Origin of the sequence: Dyella sp. OK004, assembly GCF_900114495.1 — a bacterium.
GTDB lineage: Bacteria > Pseudomonadota > Gammaproteobacteria > Xanthomonadales > Rhodanobacteraceae > Dyella_D.
Genome location: NZ_FOZI01000002.1, coordinates 178,296 through 196,169, shown reverse-complemented (window position 1 = coordinate 196,169; position 17,874 = coordinate 178,296). Strand labels below are relative to the sequence as shown.

Below are 17,874 nucleotides of genomic sequence, written 5' to 3'. Positions count from 1 at the left end.
GGGGATAACGCCAGGACGTATCAAGCACCCGAAATGTGACTGGGCCTAACGAAAGAACGGATACGGCGCCAGGAACACCAGCCAGATCATCAGCACGATGCCGATGTATTTCAGGACGCGGAACAGTTTGGGATGCTTCTTTTTGAACGCGCGGCTGCGATCGCGGCTGCGCTGGTTCAAGGCGAATATGCGGTTGACGAAGCCGGTCTTCTCCTCCGGCGACTCGGTGTTCGGCGAGGCGGTGATCTTGCCCATAAAAGCCCCCACTCGATGGTTGATCGCGTTCATCCAACGCGTGCGCAGCGGACGCTCAACGTCGGCGAACAGGATCACGCGGGTCTGGTCGGTGCGGTTCTCCGCCCAGTGCACATAGGTTTCGTCAAACACCACGTCCTTGCCATCGCCCCAGTAATGCATTTCGCCATCGACGAAGATGCGGCAGTCCTCGGAGTTCGGCGTGATCAGGCCCAGGTGATAGCGCAGCGAACCGGCGAACGGATCGCGATGCGGATTAAGTTTGCTGCCCGGCGGCAGCAGCGCAAACATCGCCGCCTTCACGCTGGGAATGGCGTTGAGCAGCTTCACGGTTTGCGGGCACAGCGTCTCGGCGGAAGCCAGCGGTTCGCCGTACCACTTGAGATAGAAGCGCTTCCAGCCCTGCTTGAAGAAGCTGTTGAAGCTCGCGTCGTTGTGCTTTTCCGCCGCGCGGATAAAGCCTTCGTCAAACAGATGCAGCGCTTCTTCGCGGATCGCCTGCCAGTTCGCCTGCAGCAGATCGAGTTGCGGGAAGCCGCGCCGGTCAAGAATCGGGCGCGCGGGTACGGCCGAGAAGGCGTACATCAGCAAATTGTACGGCGCGAAAATCGCCGAGTGATCCACCAGCTGCCGGTCGAAGCGCAACCGGGCGCGCCCGCGCAGATGCACCACCAGTACGCAAAGAGCGAACAGTGCGAAGAGGGTCAGCAGGATCAGGCGCGGGGCAAGAATCATGTGGGACTAGGCGCTCAATGAAATCGGCGGCCATTCTACCCCCTGGCCGGCGGGCTCAATGCCTCAGCACATGAACCTCGCCGCCGCCGGGACGGTAGCTTTGCGCCAGGGCGCGATGGACATAATCCGCCGCGCGGCGCACAGCCACGCGCAGCGAGACGCCTTTTGCCAATTCGGCGGCGATGGCCGAGGCCAGTGTGCAGCCGGTGCCGTGGCCTTCCACGCGCAGACGCGGATGACGCAGCTCCAATACGCCTCGCTCGTCGTAGAGGCGATCGATCACCTCGCTGCCCTTGGCGTGGCCGCCCTTCAGCAGGACGGCGCCTGCGCCCAGTTCGAGCAGGTCTTCGCCGGCCTGGGCAAAGTCATTGGCGCTGCGGATTGGTCGGCCCAGCAACGCCTCGGCCTCCGGCAGATTGGGGGTAATGAGATCGGCGAGCGGTATCAGTTGATCGACCATCGCGCCGATCGCGTCTTCAGTCAGCAGCCGCGAGCCACTAGTGGCGATCATCACCGGATCCACCACCAGCCAGGCCGGCTTGCGCAGGCGCATCTCGCGCGCGATCAGGCGCGTGATGGCGGCATTGCCGAGCATGCCGGTCTTTACCGCGGCGATGGGGAAATCATCGAACACCGCAGCCAGCTGGCTGCGGATATGAGCGAGCGGTACGGGATGCACTGCGGTGACGCCGCGGGTGTTTTGCGACGTGATCGCGGCAATCACCGAAAGACCATGCACGCCACGCGCATGGAAGGCCTTCAGGTCGGCCTGGATGCCGGCACCACCGCCGGAGTCGGAGCCGGCGATGGTGAGGGCAATAGGAGGAGTGTTGTTTTTCGACACGTAGTTCTGGTCCGGCATTCCGGCTGGCGCCGGAATGCCGATTCTCTCAGGTTAAAACGCTTACAGCGCTTCCGACGCGAAGTCCGCCAGCCGGGACCGTTCGCCGCGCCGCAGGGTGATGTGCGCCGAGTGCTCCCAGTTCTTGAACCGGTCCACCGCGTAAGTGAGGCCGGAGGTGGTTTCGGTGAGGTAGGGCGTGTCGATCTGTTCCACGTTGCCCAGGCAGACGATCTTGGTGCCGGGACCAGCGCGGGTTATCAGGGTTTTCATCTGTTTCGGCGTCAGGTTCTGCGCCTCGTCGATGATCAGGTAGCGCGACAGGAAGGTGCGCCCGCGCATGAAGTTGAGCGAGCGGATTTTGATGCGCGATGCGAGCAGGTCGTTGGTGGCCTGGCGGCCCCAGCTACCACCTTCCTCGGGGTTGGCGAGTACTTCGAGGTTGTCGGTGAGTGCGCCCATCCACGGCGTCATCTTTTCTTCCTCGGTGCCGGGGAGGAAACCGATGTCTTCGCCGACCGATACCGTGGCGCGGGTCATGATGATTTCGCGGTAGCGCTGCTGATCCATCACCTGCGCCAGGCCGGCGGCGAGCGCCAGCAAGGTTTTACCGGTGCCGGCGGTGCCGAGCAGGGTGACGAAATCCACGTCCGGATCCATCAGCACGTTGAGCGCGAAGTTCTGTTCGCGATTGCGCGCGGCGATGCCCCAGACGCTATGGTTGGAGTGGCTGTGGTCGTCGAGCAGCACCAGTGTGGCCTGCACTTCGTCCACATGCAGCACACGCAGCTCGACGCTGTTTTCACCGGGCAGGAACAGGCACTGGTTGGGATGCCAGTCTTCGTCGTCGTGGCGATTGAGTTTGTAGAAGGTGCGGCCGCGTTCATTCCACGACTGCACTTCCGGGTGGCGATCCCAGAAACTCTCCGACAGCTCGGTGGAGCCGGTGTAGAGCAGGGCGAAGTCATCAAGCGCGCGATCGTTCTCGTAGTCCTCCGCATCGATGCCGTAGATCTTGGCCTTGATGCGCAGGTTGATGTCCTTGGTAACCAGGATCACCGCACGATCCGGATTCTGGTCGCGCAGTTCGATCACCGACGACAGGATCAGGTTGTCCGCTTTGCCGTGGCCATTCGTTGTGCGCTGCTGGAAGTACAGCCGCCCCACGGCGCCGCCGCGTTTCAGCTTGATGCCCTGCGGACTGGTCAGTTCCAGGCCGTTGCTGATGCCGTGGCCGTTGCCTTGCTCGATCAGTTCATTGAGGAAGCGGCTGACCTGGCGGCCGTTGCGCGAGACTTCCGACGCGCCTTTCTTCTTTTCGTCCAGCTCCTCCAGCACCGTCATGGGAATGAAGACGTCGTGTTCCTCGAAGCGGAACAGCGAGGTCGGATCGTGCAACAGAACATTGGTATCGAGAGCGTAAATGCGCTTGCTTCCGGTCATACGGAAGGGGCCTCGCTGGCTGGCTGGTGGATGAAACGCGGCATGGGGTATGCCGTGGGCTTCCGGTCTCCAGGACCGGAGTGCAAACGTCCTGCGCGATGGCGAGCCATCGCGGAAGGACGAATGAAGCGGGCAGGGCTCACTTGGCGGGAATAGCGTCTAGCACGGCCTGGGCGTGGCCCGGGACTTTCACGTTGCGCCATTCCTGTACCAGCCGCCCGTCGGGATCAATGAGGAAGGTACTTCGTACGACACCCATGTGACGTTTTCCATACAGCACCTTCTCGTGAATCACGTCGAAGGCCTGGCACCAGGTTTCGTCGGGGTCGGAAACCAGCGGAAACGGCAGTTCCTGCTTGGTGGTGAAGTTGGCGTGCGATTTCACTGAGTCGCGCGAGACACCGACGATCTCGGCATGTCGCTTGCGGAACTTCGGGTACAGGTCGCGGAAGTCCTTTGCTTCGTTAGTGCAACCTGGCGTGCTGTCCTTGGGATAGAAGTACACCACCACCCACTGGCCCTTGAGGCTGTCGAGCTTCAGCTCGCTACCGTCTCCGGTAAGGCCTTTGAGCTTGGGGGCTTTCTTGCCGACTTCGGGCATGGTCTCTCCTGCGGAACCGTGGTCGGTTCCGACTTGATGTCATCGGGGAAGGGAAACAAGGCGCCGGCGGACGGCGCGGAAATGACGAGGGCGGCGCGTCGTGCGATGGTCGTCGCTCGAACGGCAAGCTGCATGCGCGCGGGTCCTCCGGTGTTGCCTCGGAGCCAAGACTAGCGCTTGCGGCGACGGATAACAGCCCTTGCAAGGGCTGTGCGGGCTGGGCATGCTGGGCGTCCGTCGCGGAATCGCCGAAAACGCGGTTTTTCGGTCCCGACGAAGCCGGTTTCAGAACTTCACTGGATCCATGATGGCATCCAGGTTGAGGCCATCGCAGAATTCGAGGAAGTCGTCGCGCAAGGCGGCGATATGCGTGTCTGCGGGAATGCCCACCGTGATCTGCGCCTGGAACATCGCCGCGCCGGTCTGCATGGCCTGGTAGCGCATTGAGCTGAGCTGTTCCACCGCGATCTCGTGGCGATCGAAGAAGTCGATGATCTTCACCAGGATGCCCGGGCGATCGGCGGAAATGACTTCCACCAGATAAGGCAGCAGGCGCGAAGCCTGTTCACGCGAATCGGTGCGGTAGTGAACCAGGTGCAGGTCTTCCTCGCGGGCCAGTTTGGCCAGCGAAGATTCCAGCTTGGCGACCGCGTCCCACGCGCCGGTGGCCAGCAACGTCAGGGACGTGTCCGGGCCGATGGTGGCGACGCGCGCATCGGCCAGATTGCAGCCAGCGTCCGCGATGCGCCGGGCCAGGCTCAGCAAGGGCGTGCGGGGAGATGGCGTCAGCGTCTGGATCAGCAGCTGGTTGTCGTTGCCGGTACGCACGGAAGAACGGTTCAAGAGAATGGGCCTGTGGCGAGCCTCGCGCCGCACAGGAAGGCGGCGGGCGTCCAGGCAGCTTACTTGTGGCCCCCGCGAACCCGCAAGTAATATGCAGGGCTGGGCTTTAGGCCGGAGCATGTACTTGAATATTCGTGGAAGCATCTGCGCGCTGGTAACACCGTTCAAGGCGGATGGCGCGCTCGATCTGGATGCCTTCGGGCGCCTGCTCGATTATCAGATCGCTGGCGGGACCCAGGCTGTCGTAGTCGCCGGCTCGACCGGCGAGGCGCATATGCTCGAGCATGACGAGTACGACCGCCTGCTCGCTTTCGCCGTAGAAAGAGTAGCCAAACGCATCCCGGTCATCGCCGGCACGGGCGAGGCCGCCACGGCCAAGACCGTGGCCCTGACCCGCCGTGCCCGCGCGCTCGGCGCCGATGCAGCGCTGGTCGTGGCCCCGTATTACGTGCGCCCGACCCAGGAAGGCCTGCGCCGCCATTATCTGGAAGTGGCCGAGCAGGGCGGCTTGCCGGTACTGCTCTACAACGTGCCGACCCGCACCGCATGCGACTTGCTGCCGGAGACGGTGGCCGCGCTACGCGAGCATTCGGCCATCGTGGGCATCAAGGAGGCGATCGGCAGCGACGAGCGCATTCATGCCCTCGCGGAACTTGTGCGCCCGGATTTCGTCTACCTGTCCGGTGACGACGGCACTGCCGGCAAGGCCATGTTGGCCGGTGCGGCCGGTACCATCTCGGTGGTGGCCAATCTTGCGCCCAAGGCTTTCCGCGCGCTGTGCGACGCGGCGACCAGTGGCGACAAGGCGGCCACGGCGCACAGCGACCAGGCGCTTGCTCCGCTGGTACAGGCGCTCAACTGCGCGCCGAACCCGATTGCGGTGAAAGCCGGCTTGCCGGCGCTGGGTTTGGGGACGGCTGCACTACGCTTACCCTTGGTTGAACTGCAGGAAGGCCCCGATCGCGCTCGCATCACTGATACGCTGGCGGGTCTGGCATCCTTGGCAAACGCGGCCTGAAGCGGCCGCCCGATATCTCTACGGAATCTCACTTCAATGAAGAAATCCCCGCTCGTCGTTGCCCTGCCGGTCCTGGCCCTTTCCGCCTTGTTGCTTTCCGGTTGCGGCATGTTCCGTTCGCAGAAGGCGTGGGAAGCCGCCAAGCAGGAGTCGCCGCTGGAGATCCCGCCGGGCCTTGATACACCGTCGACCAGTGCTGCGCTGGTGATTCCGGAGCCCGGTGCCAATAACCCGACCACCAACGGCGCCACCGCGCGCGTGGGCAAAGGCGGCAGCGTGATCGCTGATGGCTTCGTGCTGTCGGATAACGTGGACAACACTTACCGCCGCGTCGGCCAGGCGCTGGAGCAGGGCGATATCGGCCAGGTGATCGCGCATGACGATGCGGCGCATACCTACACGCTCAGCGTGGTCGCTTCGGCGGTGAAGGCCAGCAAACCGGGTCTGTTCAGCCGCGTGTTCGGCGGCGGCAAGAAGGATGCGCCGGCGGCGAGTTCGGCATCGGCGCCGGGTGCGTCGGCTCATCAGGTGCAGGTGACCATCGGCAACAGTGGCCAGAACGCGAGCGAAGTGCGCGCGCAGGGCGACTCCGCTGCGGTGGCCAAGGTGGTCGACACGTTGAAGTCGCGTCTCGGCGGCTAAGCATCGAGCTTCAAACCCAAATAAAACGCCGCCCGATGGGCGGCGTTTTTATAGATGATCTGGTGAAACTCAGCGCTTCAGGTGTTCGAGCTTGCCCGGCTTGTTTTCCCAGTCCTTCGCGTCGGGCAGGCCGTCCTTGCGCTCGGTGATCACCGGCCAGTCTTTGGCGAGTTCGGCGTTCAACGCCACGAAGCTTTCCTGCCCGGCGGGCACGTCGTCTTCGGGGTAGATCGCGTTGATCGGGCACTCCGGCTCGCACAAGGTGCAGTCGATGCACTCGTCCGGATTGATCACCAGGAAGTTCGGGCCTTCGTGAAAAGCATCGACCGGGCAGACTTCAACGCAGTCGGTGTACTTGCACTTGATGCAGTTGTCGGTGACGACAAAGGTCATGCTGTCGCGCGCCTTAAATGCCGGAAGGCCTGTTCAGGCCGGGGAAGTGGCGCTCCCTACGAGGTTCGAACTCGTGTTCCCGCCTTGAGAGGGCGGTGTCCTAGGCCACTAGACGAAGGGAGCGAAAAGCACCGGAGCGCGCTAGTATAGCGGAATTGTCTCGGGCGGCAATGCCTCCGAAACGACGGATTCATGCCTGCGGGCCGTACGCAGCCATCGACCATTTCAGGGTCGGGTGCCTGCGGGCCACGACCTCCCGGCGCCCTCTGGCTGCAAGGATTCAAACCGCTTGAACTTGAAAGCAAGGAACGACGCCACGCCATCGCTGCGCATCATTCCGCGCGAGCAGCACGTGATATCGCGCAAGAACATCAGCAAGGCCGCATTGCGCGTGCTGTACCGCCTCAACGAAGCCGGCTACACGGCCTATCTGGTCGGCGGCGCCGTGCGCGATCTGCTGCTGGGTGGGCATCCCAAGGATTTTGACGTCGCCACCAGCGCCACGCCGGAAGAGGTGAAGAAGCTTTTCCGCAACTGTCGCCTGATCGGCCGCCGTTTCCGCCTGGCCCATGTGGTGTACGGGCAGGAGATCATCGAGGTCGCTACGTTCCGCGGCACCGGTGAGGACGACGGCGACGGCGACCGGCACATCGTGGACGGACGCATCGTGCGCGACAACGTGTGGGGCACCATCGAAGAAGATGCCATCCGCCGCGACTTCCGCGTCAATGCGCTGTATTACGACATCAGTGATTTCTCGGTGCGCGACTATGTAGGCGGCATGCAGGACGTGGAAGACCGCGTGCTGCACCTGATCGGGGATCCGGCCACGCGTTACCGCGAAGATCCCGTACGCATGCTGCGCGCCGCGCGCCTTGCCGCAAAGCTCAACTTTCGTATCGACGCCGCCGCCGCGGCGCCGTTCGAAGAGTTGGGGCCGCTGCTGCTGGATGCGGCGCCGGCGCGCCTGTTCGACGAGTCGCTGAAGATGTTCCTTAGCGGGCATGGCTTGAAGAGCTTCCATATGCTCGAGCAGTGCGGTCTGCTCAAGTTTCTGTTCCCGGCCACGGCGCGTGCGCTCAAGCGCGGCGACCATGCGCTGCGCACGCTGATCGAACAGGGACTCGCCAATACCGATGCGCGCGTGGTTGAGGGCAAGTCGGTCACCCCGGCGTTTCTGTTCGCCGTGTTGCTATGGGGTGAGGTGCGCGATCTGGCCCACGCCTGGATGGTGAAGGGTGTGGAGGACAGCGTCGCCTGGACGCGTGCCGCTACGCATGTGGTGGCGGAGCAATGCCAGCGCGTGGCGATCCCGCGCCGCTTCACCATCACCATGGAAGAAATCTGGTCGCTGCAACCGCGTTTCGAACAGGTGCAGCGCAAGCGGGTCTTCCGTTTGATGACGCATCCACGCTTTCGTGCTGCGTTCGATTTCCTGCTGCTGCGTGCCGCCGAGTCGCCGGCGATCCACGAGCTGGGCGAATGGTGGGCGCATGCGCAGCAGTTGCCGCACGAAACGCTGGCCGCGGCGCTATCCGGTTCGGGCGCTGTGCCTGAGGCGCCGGTGGCGACTTCGGCGAGCGCGGCACCGCGCAAGCGTCGTCGACGCCGCAAACCGAACGGCAAATCGGGCGCCGCGTGACCACAGCCTACATTGCGCTGGGCAGCAACCTCGGTGATTCGCGTCAGTACCTGCGGGATGCCATCGAAGCACTCGCACGTCTGCCGGATACGCAGGTGATGGCTTGTTCCCGCTTCTATCGCACGCCGCCGTGGGGCGTGCTGGAGCAACCACCCTTCATCAACGCCGCAGTGCAGATCGATACTGCGATGAACGCGGATGCTTTGCTGCAGTCTTTGCTGGCGATCGAGCGCGCCGCCGGCCGCGTTCGTGATGGCGAGCGCTGGGGGCCACGTACGCTGGATCTCGATCTACTGCACATGGAAGGCGTGCAATGGCGCGATGCGCAGCTGACGCTACCGCATCCGCGCATCGCCGAGCGTGCTTTTGTCCTGTTGCCACTGCATGATCTTGCGCCCGATCTGACGATTCCAGGCCAGGGTCGTGTGACTGAGCTGCTGGCCGCGCTGGATCACAGCGAATGCGAAACGCTGCCTTGAGCCTCTCGTGTCGCGCAACGGATAATCACCGTCTGCTCTTTCCGTAAGGAATCCCCGTGTACGTGCAGAACGCCAATGCTCCCGCCCGTAAGCCCGTCACCGTGCCGGGTCTGCGCGCCATGAAGGCGGAAGGCCGTCGCATCGTGATGCTCACGGCGTATGACTACAGTTTTGCCTGGCAGTTGGACGCTGCGGGTGTCGATATCGCTCTCGTGGGCGATTCGCTGGGCATGGTGGTGCAGGGACATAGCAGCACGCTGCCGGTGACGCTGGATCACATGGTCTATCACACGGCTGCGGTGGCGCGCGGTTTGTCGGCGTCGCTGCTGGTGACCGATCTGCCGTTCATGAGTGATCGCGACGTGCCGCACGCCCTTGAGGCTGGCGCGCGCCTGGTGGGCGAAGGCGGGGCGGCCATGGTCAAGATCGAGGGCGCGTCGCCGCATATCCTCGATGTGATTCATGCGTTGACCGAACGGGTCATTCCGGTTTGCGCCCACCTCGGCCTGACGCCGCAGTCGGTGCACAAGTTCGGCGGCTTCCGTATCCAGGGCCGTGAGCAGGAAGCGGCCGAGCGCCTGCTGGTGGAGGCGAAGGCCGTCGAGGCCGCGGGAGCTGATCTGCTCGTACTGGAGGGTATTCCCACTTCGCTCGGCGAGCGCATCACCAAGGCTGTCGGCATTCCGACCATTGGTATCGGCGCCGGCCCGCATTGCGACGGCCAGGTGCTGGTATTGCAGGACATGCTAGGCATTACCCCGGGCAAGCGCCCCAAGTTCAGCAAGGATTTTCTCGCAGGACGCGACTCTGTCGCGGCGGCCATTGCCGCCTACGCCGAGGACGTGCGCAGTGGTGCATTCCCGGCTCCCGAACACTGCTTCAGCTGAGACGAGATTCCATGCAGACCGTGCAAGATGCAGCGGCGTTACGCGCCGTGATTCGCGGCTGGCGTTCCCAGGGCCAGACGGTGGGCTTCGTGCCGACCATGGGCAACCTGCACGCCGGTCACCATTCGCTGATCAAGCTGGCGCGCGCCCGCGCCGACCGCGTGGTGGCGAGCGTGTTCGTCAATCCGACGCAATTCGGGCCAAACGAGGATTTCGAACGCTACCCGCGCACGATGAGCCAGGATCAGGCCGGGCTGGCCGAGCAGGATTGCGACCTGCTATTTGCACCCGAAGTTGCCACCATGTACCCCTTCGGCGCGGTCAATAGCGTGTCGCTGCACGTACCGCAGCTGACCGAAATGCTGGAGGGCGCGCACCGTCCCGGCCATTTCGACGGTGTCGCCACGGTGGTATGCAAGCTGTTCAATCTGGTGCAACCGGATGTGGCGGTGTTTGGACAGAAGGACTTCCAGCAGCTCAAGGTGATCGAGCGCATGGTGCGCGACCTGTCGCTGCCGGTGAAGGTGATCGGTGCGGCGACCTTGCGTGCCGATGACGGTCTCGCCCTGAGCTCGCGCAATCAATATCTGTCGGTGGCCGAACGGGCGCTGGCGCCCCAGATCTACGCCACCCTGCAGCAAATGCGCGAGCTGGTGGCCAAAGGCCATGCCTGGCGCGTGGTGGAGCAGGCGGCCGCCTCCAAGCTGGCCCGCGCCGGGTTCGAACCCGACTACACCGCCATCCGCCGTGCCGAAGACCTGTCCGAGCCGGCCGATGGCGATCAGGATGGCCTGGTGGCGCTGATCGCCTCCCGCCTGGGCAGTACCAGGCTGATCGACAACTTGCCCTTCGACTGATCCGGCCCCATGTCCGCCGCACCGGCGGGCCCGATTGCGGGCACCCCGTCGGCGGCTCGATAATTACCTACTACGCAGAATCCCCTCTGCCGCTATTTCTGTTGGAAGTAACGCCATGAATCTGAACATGCTCAAGGCCAAGATCCACCGTGCCACGGTGACCCACGCCGAGCTGCACTATGAAGGCTCGATCGCGATAGATGGCCTGTTGCTCGATGCTTCCGGCATCCGTGAGTACGAGCAGATCCATGCCTGGAACATCAACAACGGCAAGCGCTTTGTCACGTACGCGCTGCGTGCCGAGGAAGGCTCCGGCATCATCTCGGTGAACGGCAGCGCCGCCCACCGTGCGCAGCCGGGCGACCTGATCATCATCGCCGCCTTCGCCCAGCTCTCCGAGGCTGAGGTGGAGCAGTTCCAGCCCACGCTCGTATATGTCGATGCCGACAACCGCATCTCGCATACCAATCGCTCGATTCCGAAGCAGATGGCGGCGGCCTGAGGCAGCCTTGGGCGCGGGATGAGTAGCGGGGCGCATTCCTTTTGGATCGTGCTACTCATCCACGGAATCTCGCTCTAAGATCGGGGTTCCGTTCCGCTACGCACGAGTGCCCATGTCGCCCCAGCGCAGTCCGTCCTTCCTGGCCGAACACGTCGAACGTCTTTCGCGCATACATCTGCGCGATTTGCTGAGGGATACGGGTCGGGGCGAACAGCTTCGCCATCGGGTAGGGCCGATCCTGCTCGATCTCAGCCGGCAGAAACTGGACGCGCGCGCGCTTGAAGCGCTGGGCGCGCATGTCGAAGCCAGCGACTGGCAGGCGGCACGCGATGCGATGTTCGCCGGCGAACCGATCAACACCTCCGAGCATCGCGCCGTACTGCATACAGCACTGCGCGCGGGTGGTTCGCATCTGCCGTCCATGGCTCCGCGCGAAGCACGTCAGGAAATCGAGCAGACCCTGCAGCGCATCGAGCGCCTGATTCAGGCGATTGAGCGCGGCGAGGCGGCCAGCATGGGCCTGCCCACCACCATTACCGACGTGGTCAATATTGGCATCGGCGGATCGGACCTCGGTCCGCGACTCGCCGTGCGTGCATTGGCGCCGTTTCATGTGCCACACATGCGCAGCCACTTCCTCACCAATGTGGATGGCCAGGCTGCGCATGAGCTGATGCGTCAGTTGGATCCCAAGCGCACGCTGGTAATCGTGGTCTCCAAGACCTTCACCACGCAGGAGACACTGCTGAACGGCAACGTCCTGCGCGACTGGATCGTGCGTGCGTACGAGGGCGATACGGGAGCGGCGACCCGTCACTTCATCGCGGTCAGCGCCAATACCGCTGAAGCGGAACGCTGGGGTGTGCCGGTGTCGAACGTGTATCCCATGTGGGACTTCGTTGGCGGCCGTTTCTCGCTGTGGTCCGCGGTGGGGTTGTCGCTGGCGCTGGCGATCGGCATGGAGCATTTCCGTGCCTTGCTGGCGGGTGCGGCACGCATCGACGATCACTTCCGCACGGCACCCTGGCAAGAGAATCTGCCAGTGCTGCTAAGCCTGGTCGAATACTGGAACCGCAACGGACTCGGCGCTACCAGCCGCGCCGTCGTGCCCTATGCGGACCTGCTCGGCGATCTCACCTCCTACCTACAGCAGCTGGAGATGGAGAGCCTCGGCAAGCAAGTGACATCGCAGGGACAGCCGGTGACGCAATCCACCTCGGCCGTGGTGTGGGGCAGCGTGGGTACGAATGCGCAGCACGCGTATTTTCAGGCGCTGCATCAGGGCACGGATGTGGTGCCGCTGGAATTCATTGGCGTGGTGCGGCCGGCGCATACGCTGCGCAGCAACCACGACGCCTTGCTGTCGAACCTGTTGGCTCAGGCGGCCGCGCTGGCGCTGGGTAAAACTTTCGACGAGGCACTAGCCGAAGTGAAAAGCGGTGACGAGGCCGCCCGCCGCGTGCTGGCCGCACAGCGCTCGTTCCCGGGCGATCGTCCGAGCACGATGATCCTGCTGGATTCGCTAACGCCTGAAAGCCTCGGCGCGTTGATCGCCTTGTACGAGCACAAGGTATTCATGCTCGGCCATCTGTGGGATATCAACGCGTTCGACCAGTGGGGCGTGGAGCTTGGCAAGGTCATCGCGCGGCAGATCCTGCCGGCATTGGACGGACAGATCGACGACCTGACCGATTTCGATTCGGCCACCCGTGCATCGATCGAGGCTATCCAGGAACGCCGCGAAGGCTAGGGTGCTTGCCGTATGTGCGCGATGGGTCTTGTGACACCCCCGTTCGCGTACAGGGTGCGCTCCTACAAAAATATGTCGTGCTGCTTGAGTGCCCAGATCACGTGTTCACGCACGATTTCCGATGAATCGGTTGCACGAGCCTGCAAAGCGGCTATCACTTCCTCTGACCTGGGCGCATTGCCAAGCCCCACGGCGATATTGCGCAGCCAACCTTCATAGCCGGTACGGCGGATCGCCATGCCTTCGGTGCGCTTGAGGAATTCCTCTTCGCTCCAGCCGAACAGCTCCACTAGCTTGGCGCCGTCGAGGCTATGGCGTGGGGCGAAGTCCGGTTCGGCGGCATCCTGCGCGAATTTATTCCACGGGCAGATCAGTTGGCAGTCGTCGCAACCGAAGATGCGGTTGCCCATCGGCGCGCGCAGTTCTTCCGGAATGCTGCCTTTCAGCTCGATGGTCAGATAGGAAATGCAGCGCCGCGCATCCAGCCGGTACGGTGCAACGATGGCCTGCGTGGGGCAGATATCGATGCAGCGCCGACAGCTGCCGCAATGCGCGCTGGCGGGTAAATCCACGGGTAGAGGCAGATCGGTGTAAAGCTCGCCGAGGAAGAAGTAGGAACCCGCGCGACGGTTGATCAGGACCGTGTGCTTGCCGATCCAGCCGAGGCCGGCGTTGCGCCCCAGCGCCTTCTCCAACACTGGCGCGGAATCGACATAGGCGCGGTAACCGAAGTCGCCGATGGCATCGTGGATGTGCTCCGCCAGTTTCTGCAGGCGATTACGCATCAGCTTGTGATAGTCACGGCCTAACGCGTAGCGCGCCACATAGGCTGCGCTAGGGTCGTTGATGACGTCCCACGCGTTGCGCGTGCCGGGTGGGATGTAATCCATGCGCACCGAGATCACACGCAGCGTGCCGGGCTCCAGTTCGGCGGGACGGCTGCGCTTGGTGCCGTGGCGCGCCATGTATTCCATCTCGCCGTGATGGCCATCATCGAGCCAGCGCTGGAGATGAAGCTCGTCCTCGCTCAGCTCGGTGTTGGCGATACCCGCATCGGCGAAGCCCAGCTCACGCGCCCAGCGCTTGATGTCGCTGGCGAGCGCGGAGTAGTCGCGGGACGGTGGGGCAAGAGAAGACATGCGCCTATTGTAGGCGCTCGTATCCGCGATACCGCAGGCAGCTCCCCCTATAATCCCGCTTCATGACTTCGCGCCCACACAGCCACGATCTGTACACCGTCGACCAAGTGCGAGCGCTGGACCGTCGCGCCGTCGAGGTGCTCGGTATCCTCGGTATCGAACTGATGCAGCGCGCTGCTGCTGCGGGTTTCGCCTGCCTGCGGCGTCGGTGGCCCTCTGCACGGCGCATCGGGGTGTATTGCGGCCCGGGCAACAACGGCGGCGATGGTTTCCTGTTGGCGGCTATGGCGCTCGATGCAGGCTGGCAGGTGGACTTGTATGCACTAAGCAACGAGATGCGCGGCGATGCGGCCAGCGCGCGCCAGCGCTTTGAGCAAGCCGGTGGTGAGCTGCGTCGATGGAACGGGGCGATGGCTATACCCGACGTCGACGTGCATGTGGATGCGCTGTACGGCACCGGTTTGACGCGCCCCCCCGAGGAGCCGGTAGCCCAACTGATCGCGCAACTCAACGCCAGCGGAAAACCATTGCTAGCGTTGGACGTGCCCTCTGGTCTGAATGCGGATACGGGGCAATGTCCCGGCCTTGCCATCGAAGCGGACGCCACCGTCACTTTCATTGCTGCCAAGCGCGGGCTGTATACCGGTCGTGCATCGGGACAGGTGGGCGAGGTGGAGCTGGACCTGTTGGATCTGCCCGAGATGCTGTGGGAAGGGATGCCACCCGATGCCACGCTGTTGCAAGTCCAGGCGTTGCCGCCGCGTTCCCGTCATGCGCACAAAGGCGACAACGGCCATGTGCTGGCGATCGGTGGAGACAGCGGTACGGCGGGTGCCATTCGGCTATGCGGAGAGGCTGCGCTGCGGGCTGGCGCCGGCTTAGTCAGCGTCGCTACCCGCGAATCGAATCTGGTGGCACTGAACAGTGCTCGCCCCGAGCTCATGGCGCACGCGGTGGACGGGCCACAGGCCCTTGAGCCCTTGCTGGATCGCGCCGATGTACTCGCCGTAGGACCTGGGCTGGGGCAGGCTGCCTGGGGTCATGCGCTATGGCTGACCGCACTGGAGGCGGGCAAGCCACTGGTACTGGATGCCGATGGCCTGAACCTGCTGGCGCGCGAGCCACGCCGTTTTTCCCAAGTTGCCGTATTGACGCCGCATCCGGGTGAAGCGGCGCGTCTGCTTCAGTGCACGATTCCCGACATCGAGGCGGATCGCTTTGCTGCCGTGCGGGCGTTGGCGATTCAGTATCACGCCGTCGTGGTATTGAAGGGCGCGGGCAGTCTGATGGCTGATCCGGATGGACGTCTAGCCGTCTGTCCATGGGGTAACCCTGGTATGGCCACGGGAGGCATGGGCGATCTGCTCACCGGTGTGATCGCGGCATTGCTTGGGCAGGGCTGTACGCCTTGGCAGGCGGCATGTCTTGGTGTGGGTCTGCATGCACGCGCCGGTGATGCTGCGGCGGCGTTTGGCGAACGTGGTCTGATGGCCAGTGATCTCTTGTTGCCATTGCGCCGCCTGCTCAATGGACTGGATGCATGAGCCATCACTGGGAACTCCCCGAAGAAGCCGCCACCAGTGCGCTCGCGGCACAGTTGGCCGCAGTGCTGGACGGAGGGCAGGTGATCTATCTGCACGGAGACCTTGGCGCGGGCAAGACCAGCTTTGCCCGTGCGCTGCTGCGCGCCCTTGGCGTCGGCGAGCGGATCAAAAGTCCCACCTACAGTCTGGTGGAGTCCTATCTCGCCGGTGACCGTGCGGCATGGCATCTCGACCTCTACCGCATTGCTGACCCTGGTGAGCTGGAATGGCTGGGGCTGGATGCACTGTCCGATCCGCAGGCAGTGGTGCTGGTGGAATGGCCGGAGCGCGGGGCGGGCGCGTTGCCGGCTGCCGATCTCATCGTGGACCTGGCTTATGCCGGGCTGGGCCGCCAAGCCACGATCACGGCGCGCTCGTCACGTGGCTCAAGCACCTTGTCGCGCTTGACGGGCAAGGCTGCTCAAACGGCCTTCCAAGCCTAAGTATCGATCCCTCCTGAGATTTTTTCTCTTGCCGGTGTGGCTGTAGAAGCCTTCCGATTGCGTGGCTTGCGGCCGATAGCTGGACCCAGCCTGACGAAACGGCTGCAGGTTATGGATATTCAAGGGAAAAGCACTTGCATTCAGGAAAGTGCTGCGCTTCAATGCCGCCCCATGAGGGGACATCCGATTCGATTCCGTTCGTTTTCCTGCCTGGCCGTACTGGTCATGGCACCTTTGTGCGCCGTAAACGCCGCTGACGTGAAGTCGGCCCGCGTCTGGGCCGGGCTGGAATACACCCGTCTGGTGCTCGATGTTTCCGGTCCGCTGGAATACAAGGTCCGCCAGGACGGCACCCAGGTCGTGATTGATCTGGATCGCAGTGCGCTGGCTGGCGACTTTGCCGCACCGGGCAAGCAAGGGCTCTACAAGGGTCTGGAAAGCAGCCAGCAAGGCGGCCGCCTGCAACTGGTTGCCAAGGTCGACGCGGCGACTCATTACAAGAGCTTCCTGCTCAAGCCGGCAGCCGATTACGGCTATCGCCTGGTGGTCGATGTCTATCCCGGTGGTGGCAGTTCTCCCGCCGCCAGCGTCGCCAGCCGCGATGCGGACGACGATGACGCGGCACCGGCAGCCCCCGCTCCCGCCCCCGCAATGGCCGCTGCGCCGGTGCCGGTGACGATCAAGACCCCGGCGGCGCCGACCAAGAACAGCATCAAGAGCACGCAGAGCGGCATGGCATCCACGCGCCAGGCTGCGGCGCTGCTCAACGGTGAGCGCAAAGTAGTGGTGGCGGTCGACGCCGGCCACGGCGGCGACGATCCCGGTGCGCACGGTCCGGGCGGCACGCTGGAAAAGAACGTGACGCTGGCAGTAGCCCGCGAGCTGGCCGAACAGATCAACAAGCAGCCCGGCATGAAGGCCGTGCTGACCCGCAGCGCGGATTTCTTCATTCCGCTGAAGCAGCGCTACCAGATTGCGCGTCAGAACAACGCTGATCTGTTCGTGTCGATCCACGCCGATGCGTTCGTGAATGGCGATGCCAAGGGCTCGTCGGTATGGGTGTTGTCGCCGCGCGGCAAGACCAGCGAGGCGGCGCGCTGGCTGGCCGATCGCGAAAACCGCGCCGACCTGATCGGCGGCGTATCGCTGGACGACAAGGACGACAGCCTGGCTGCCGTGTTGCTCGATCTGCAGCAGGGCTATGCAATGCAGGCCAGCGAATCCGTGGCCGGCAATGTGCTCAAGGCGCTGGGTAACCTGGGTCCCACCCATCGCGGCTATGTCGAGCGCGCCAACTTCGTGGTGCTGCGTTCGCCTGACGTGCCATCGATCCTGGTCGAAACCGCCTTCATCAGCAATCCGACGGAAGAGCGCAAGTTGCGTGACCCGTCGCATCAGTCGCGTCTCGCCGAGGCCGTGATGGGTGGCGTGCGCAACTATTTCGAATCCACGCCGCCGCCGGGCACCTGGTATGCCGCGCAGGCCGCGCGCCGCAATGGCACTGCCGTCGCTTCGTCCAAGAGCGACGATGACAACGGCGATACGTCGGCTGCTGCGACCAAGGCCGTGGCGCAGGCCATGACCTCCTCATCCAAGGCATCGCCGTCCACTGCAACGGTACGGGCGGACGCTGATGTGCGCGATCTGCATCGCGTGACGCGCGGCGAAAGCCTGCGCAGCATTGCCCGCCAGTACGGCGTGAGCGTGAATGCACTTAAGTCCGCCAACCGGATCAATGCCGACGCCGTGCATGCCGGTATGGTGTTGACCATTCCGGCTGGCTGATCGCGTTCATCCACCGCGTTACGCAAGCGCCACCCT

General features: G+C 63.8%; 18 protein-coding genes and 1 tRNA gene. 11 read left to right on the top strand and 8 right to left on the bottom strand.

The window, feature by feature from the left end; all coding sequences use genetic code 11:
- Positions 1–45: 45 nt before the first annotated feature.
- From BM338_RS07525 to BM338_RS07505, 5 genes are all read right to left on the bottom strand, one after another.
- A complete protein-coding gene (locus BM338_RS07525) occupies positions 46–990 on the bottom strand; it encodes an aspartyl/asparaginyl beta-hydroxylase domain-containing protein (RefSeq protein WP_090450279.1) in 945 nt (314 codons plus the stop codon).
- A 55-nt stretch (positions 991–1,045) separates the two neighbouring features.
- Positions 1,046–1,852, bottom strand: coding sequence for a bifunctional hydroxymethylpyrimidine kinase/phosphomethylpyrimidine kinase (thiD, locus tag BM338_RS07520; RefSeq protein WP_090450278.1), 807 nt, complete (start codon positions 1,850–1,852; stop codon positions 1,046–1,048).
- Between the two features lie 42 nt (positions 1,853–1,894).
- On the bottom strand, positions 1,895–3,274 hold the full coding sequence (locus BM338_RS07515) for a PhoH family protein (protein ID WP_090450277.1): 1,380 nt from the start codon (positions 3,272–3,274) through the stop codon (positions 1,895–1,897).
- A 139-nt stretch (positions 3,275–3,413) separates the two neighbouring features.
- Positions 3,414–3,875, bottom strand: coding sequence for a peroxiredoxin (locus tag BM338_RS07510; RefSeq protein ID WP_090450276.1), 462 nt, complete (start codon positions 3,873–3,875; stop codon positions 3,414–3,416).
- A 285-nt stretch (positions 3,876–4,160) separates the two neighbouring features.
- Complete coding sequence (locus BM338_RS07505; protein WP_255367286.1) at positions 4,161–4,724, bottom strand: glycine cleavage system transcriptional repressor; 564 nt, start codon at positions 4,722–4,724, stop codon at positions 4,161–4,163.
- A 118-nt stretch (positions 4,725–4,842) separates the two neighbouring features.
- Between BM338_RS07505 and dapA the strand changes: the two genes are divergently transcribed.
- Both dapA and BM338_RS07495 read left to right on the top strand, forming a co-directional pair.
- Entirely contained in the window at positions 4,843–5,736 is an 894-nt protein-coding gene (gene dapA, locus BM338_RS07500) for a 4-hydroxy-tetrahydrodipicolinate synthase (protein WP_090451203.1), read from the top strand.
- A 36-nt stretch (positions 5,737–5,772) separates the two neighbouring features.
- The gene (locus tag BM338_RS07495) at positions 5,773–6,378 is read left to right on the top strand and encodes a hypothetical protein (protein WP_090450274.1); all 606 of its coding nucleotides are present in this window, start codon (positions 5,773–5,775) and stop codon (positions 6,376–6,378) included.
- Positions 6,379–6,447: 69 nt separating this feature from the next.
- Here the strand turns inward: BM338_RS07495 and fdxA are convergent, their stop codons facing one another.
- Both fdxA and BM338_RS07485 read right to left on the bottom strand, forming a co-directional pair.
- Positions 6,448–6,771 (bottom strand): ferredoxin FdxA, encoded by a 324-nt coding sequence (fdxA, locus tag BM338_RS07490; RefSeq protein WP_090450273.1) that lies wholly within the window; start codon positions 6,769–6,771, stop codon positions 6,448–6,450.
- 47 nt (positions 6,772–6,818) lie between these two features.
- Positions 6,819–6,894 (bottom strand) — tRNA-Glu (locus BM338_RS07485).
- Positions 6,895–7,060: 166 nt separating this feature from the next.
- Here BM338_RS07485 and pcnB point away from each other — a divergent pair.
- The 6 genes from pcnB to pgi all read left to right on the top strand — a co-directional run bounded on the left by pcnB (position 7,061) and on the right by pgi (position 12,888).
- The gene (gene pcnB, locus BM338_RS07480) at positions 7,061–8,413 is read left to right on the top strand and encodes a polynucleotide adenylyltransferase PcnB (protein WP_090450272.1); all 1,353 of its coding nucleotides are present in this window, start codon (positions 7,061–7,063) and stop codon (positions 8,411–8,413) included.
- Positions 8,410–8,892, top strand: a complete 483-nt coding sequence (gene folK, locus BM338_RS07475) for a 2-amino-4-hydroxy-6-hydroxymethyldihydropteridine diphosphokinase (RefSeq protein WP_090450271.1) — start codon at positions 8,410–8,412, stop codon at positions 8,890–8,892. The genes pcnB and folK overlap by 4 nt, the downstream gene beginning before the upstream one ends.
- 56 nt (positions 8,893–8,948) lie before the next feature.
- A complete protein-coding gene (gene panB / locus BM338_RS07470; RefSeq protein ID WP_090450270.1) occupies positions 8,949–9,779 on the top strand; it encodes a 3-methyl-2-oxobutanoate hydroxymethyltransferase in 831 nt (276 codons plus the stop codon).
- Between the two features lie 11 nt (positions 9,780–9,790).
- Positions 9,791–10,636: a pantoate--beta-alanine ligase gene (gene panC, locus BM338_RS07465; RefSeq protein WP_090450269.1), complete on the top strand. Its 846-nt coding sequence runs from the start codon at positions 9,791–9,793 to the stop codon at positions 10,634–10,636.
- Between the two features lie 115 nt (positions 10,637–10,751).
- A complete protein-coding gene (panD, locus tag BM338_RS07460) occupies positions 10,752–11,138 on the top strand; it encodes an aspartate 1-decarboxylase (protein ID WP_090450268.1) in 387 nt (128 codons plus the stop codon).
- A gap of 112 nt (positions 11,139–11,250) precedes the next feature.
- The gene (gene pgi, locus BM338_RS07455) at positions 11,251–12,888 is read left to right on the top strand and encodes a glucose-6-phosphate isomerase (RefSeq protein ID WP_090450267.1); all 1,638 of its coding nucleotides are present in this window, start codon (positions 11,251–11,253) and stop codon (positions 12,886–12,888) included.
- A gap of 62 nt (positions 12,889–12,950) precedes the next feature.
- Here pgi and queG read toward each other — a convergent pair whose 3' ends face one another.
- Positions 12,951–14,027, bottom strand: a complete 1,077-nt coding sequence (gene queG, locus BM338_RS07450) for a tRNA epoxyqueuosine(34) reductase QueG (protein ID WP_090450266.1) — start codon at positions 14,025–14,027, stop codon at positions 12,951–12,953.
- A gap of 62 nt (positions 14,028–14,089) precedes the next feature.
- Between queG and BM338_RS07445 the strand changes: the two genes are divergently transcribed.
- The 3 genes from BM338_RS07445 (at position 14,090) to BM338_RS07435 (ending at position 17,838) form a co-directional block, all read left to right on the top strand.
- Positions 14,090–15,571 carry an NAD(P)H-hydrate dehydratase gene (locus BM338_RS07445; protein WP_090450265.1) on the top strand — a complete coding sequence of 494 codons (1,482 nt, stop codon included), beginning with the start codon at positions 14,090–14,092 and terminating at the stop codon, positions 15,569–15,571.
- The gene (gene tsaE, locus BM338_RS07440) at positions 15,568–16,053 is read left to right on the top strand and encodes a tRNA (adenosine(37)-N6)-threonylcarbamoyltransferase complex ATPase subunit type 1 TsaE (RefSeq protein ID WP_090450264.1); all 486 of its coding nucleotides are present in this window, start codon (positions 15,568–15,570) and stop codon (positions 16,051–16,053) included. The genes BM338_RS07445 and tsaE overlap by 4 nt, the downstream gene beginning before the upstream one ends.
- 225 nt (positions 16,054–16,278) lie before the next feature.
- The gene (locus BM338_RS07435; RefSeq protein WP_255367230.1) at positions 16,279–17,838 is read left to right on the top strand and encodes an N-acetylmuramoyl-L-alanine amidase; all 1,560 of its coding nucleotides are present in this window, start codon (positions 16,279–16,281) and stop codon (positions 17,836–17,838) included.
- Positions 17,839–17,874 lie beyond the last annotated feature (36 nt).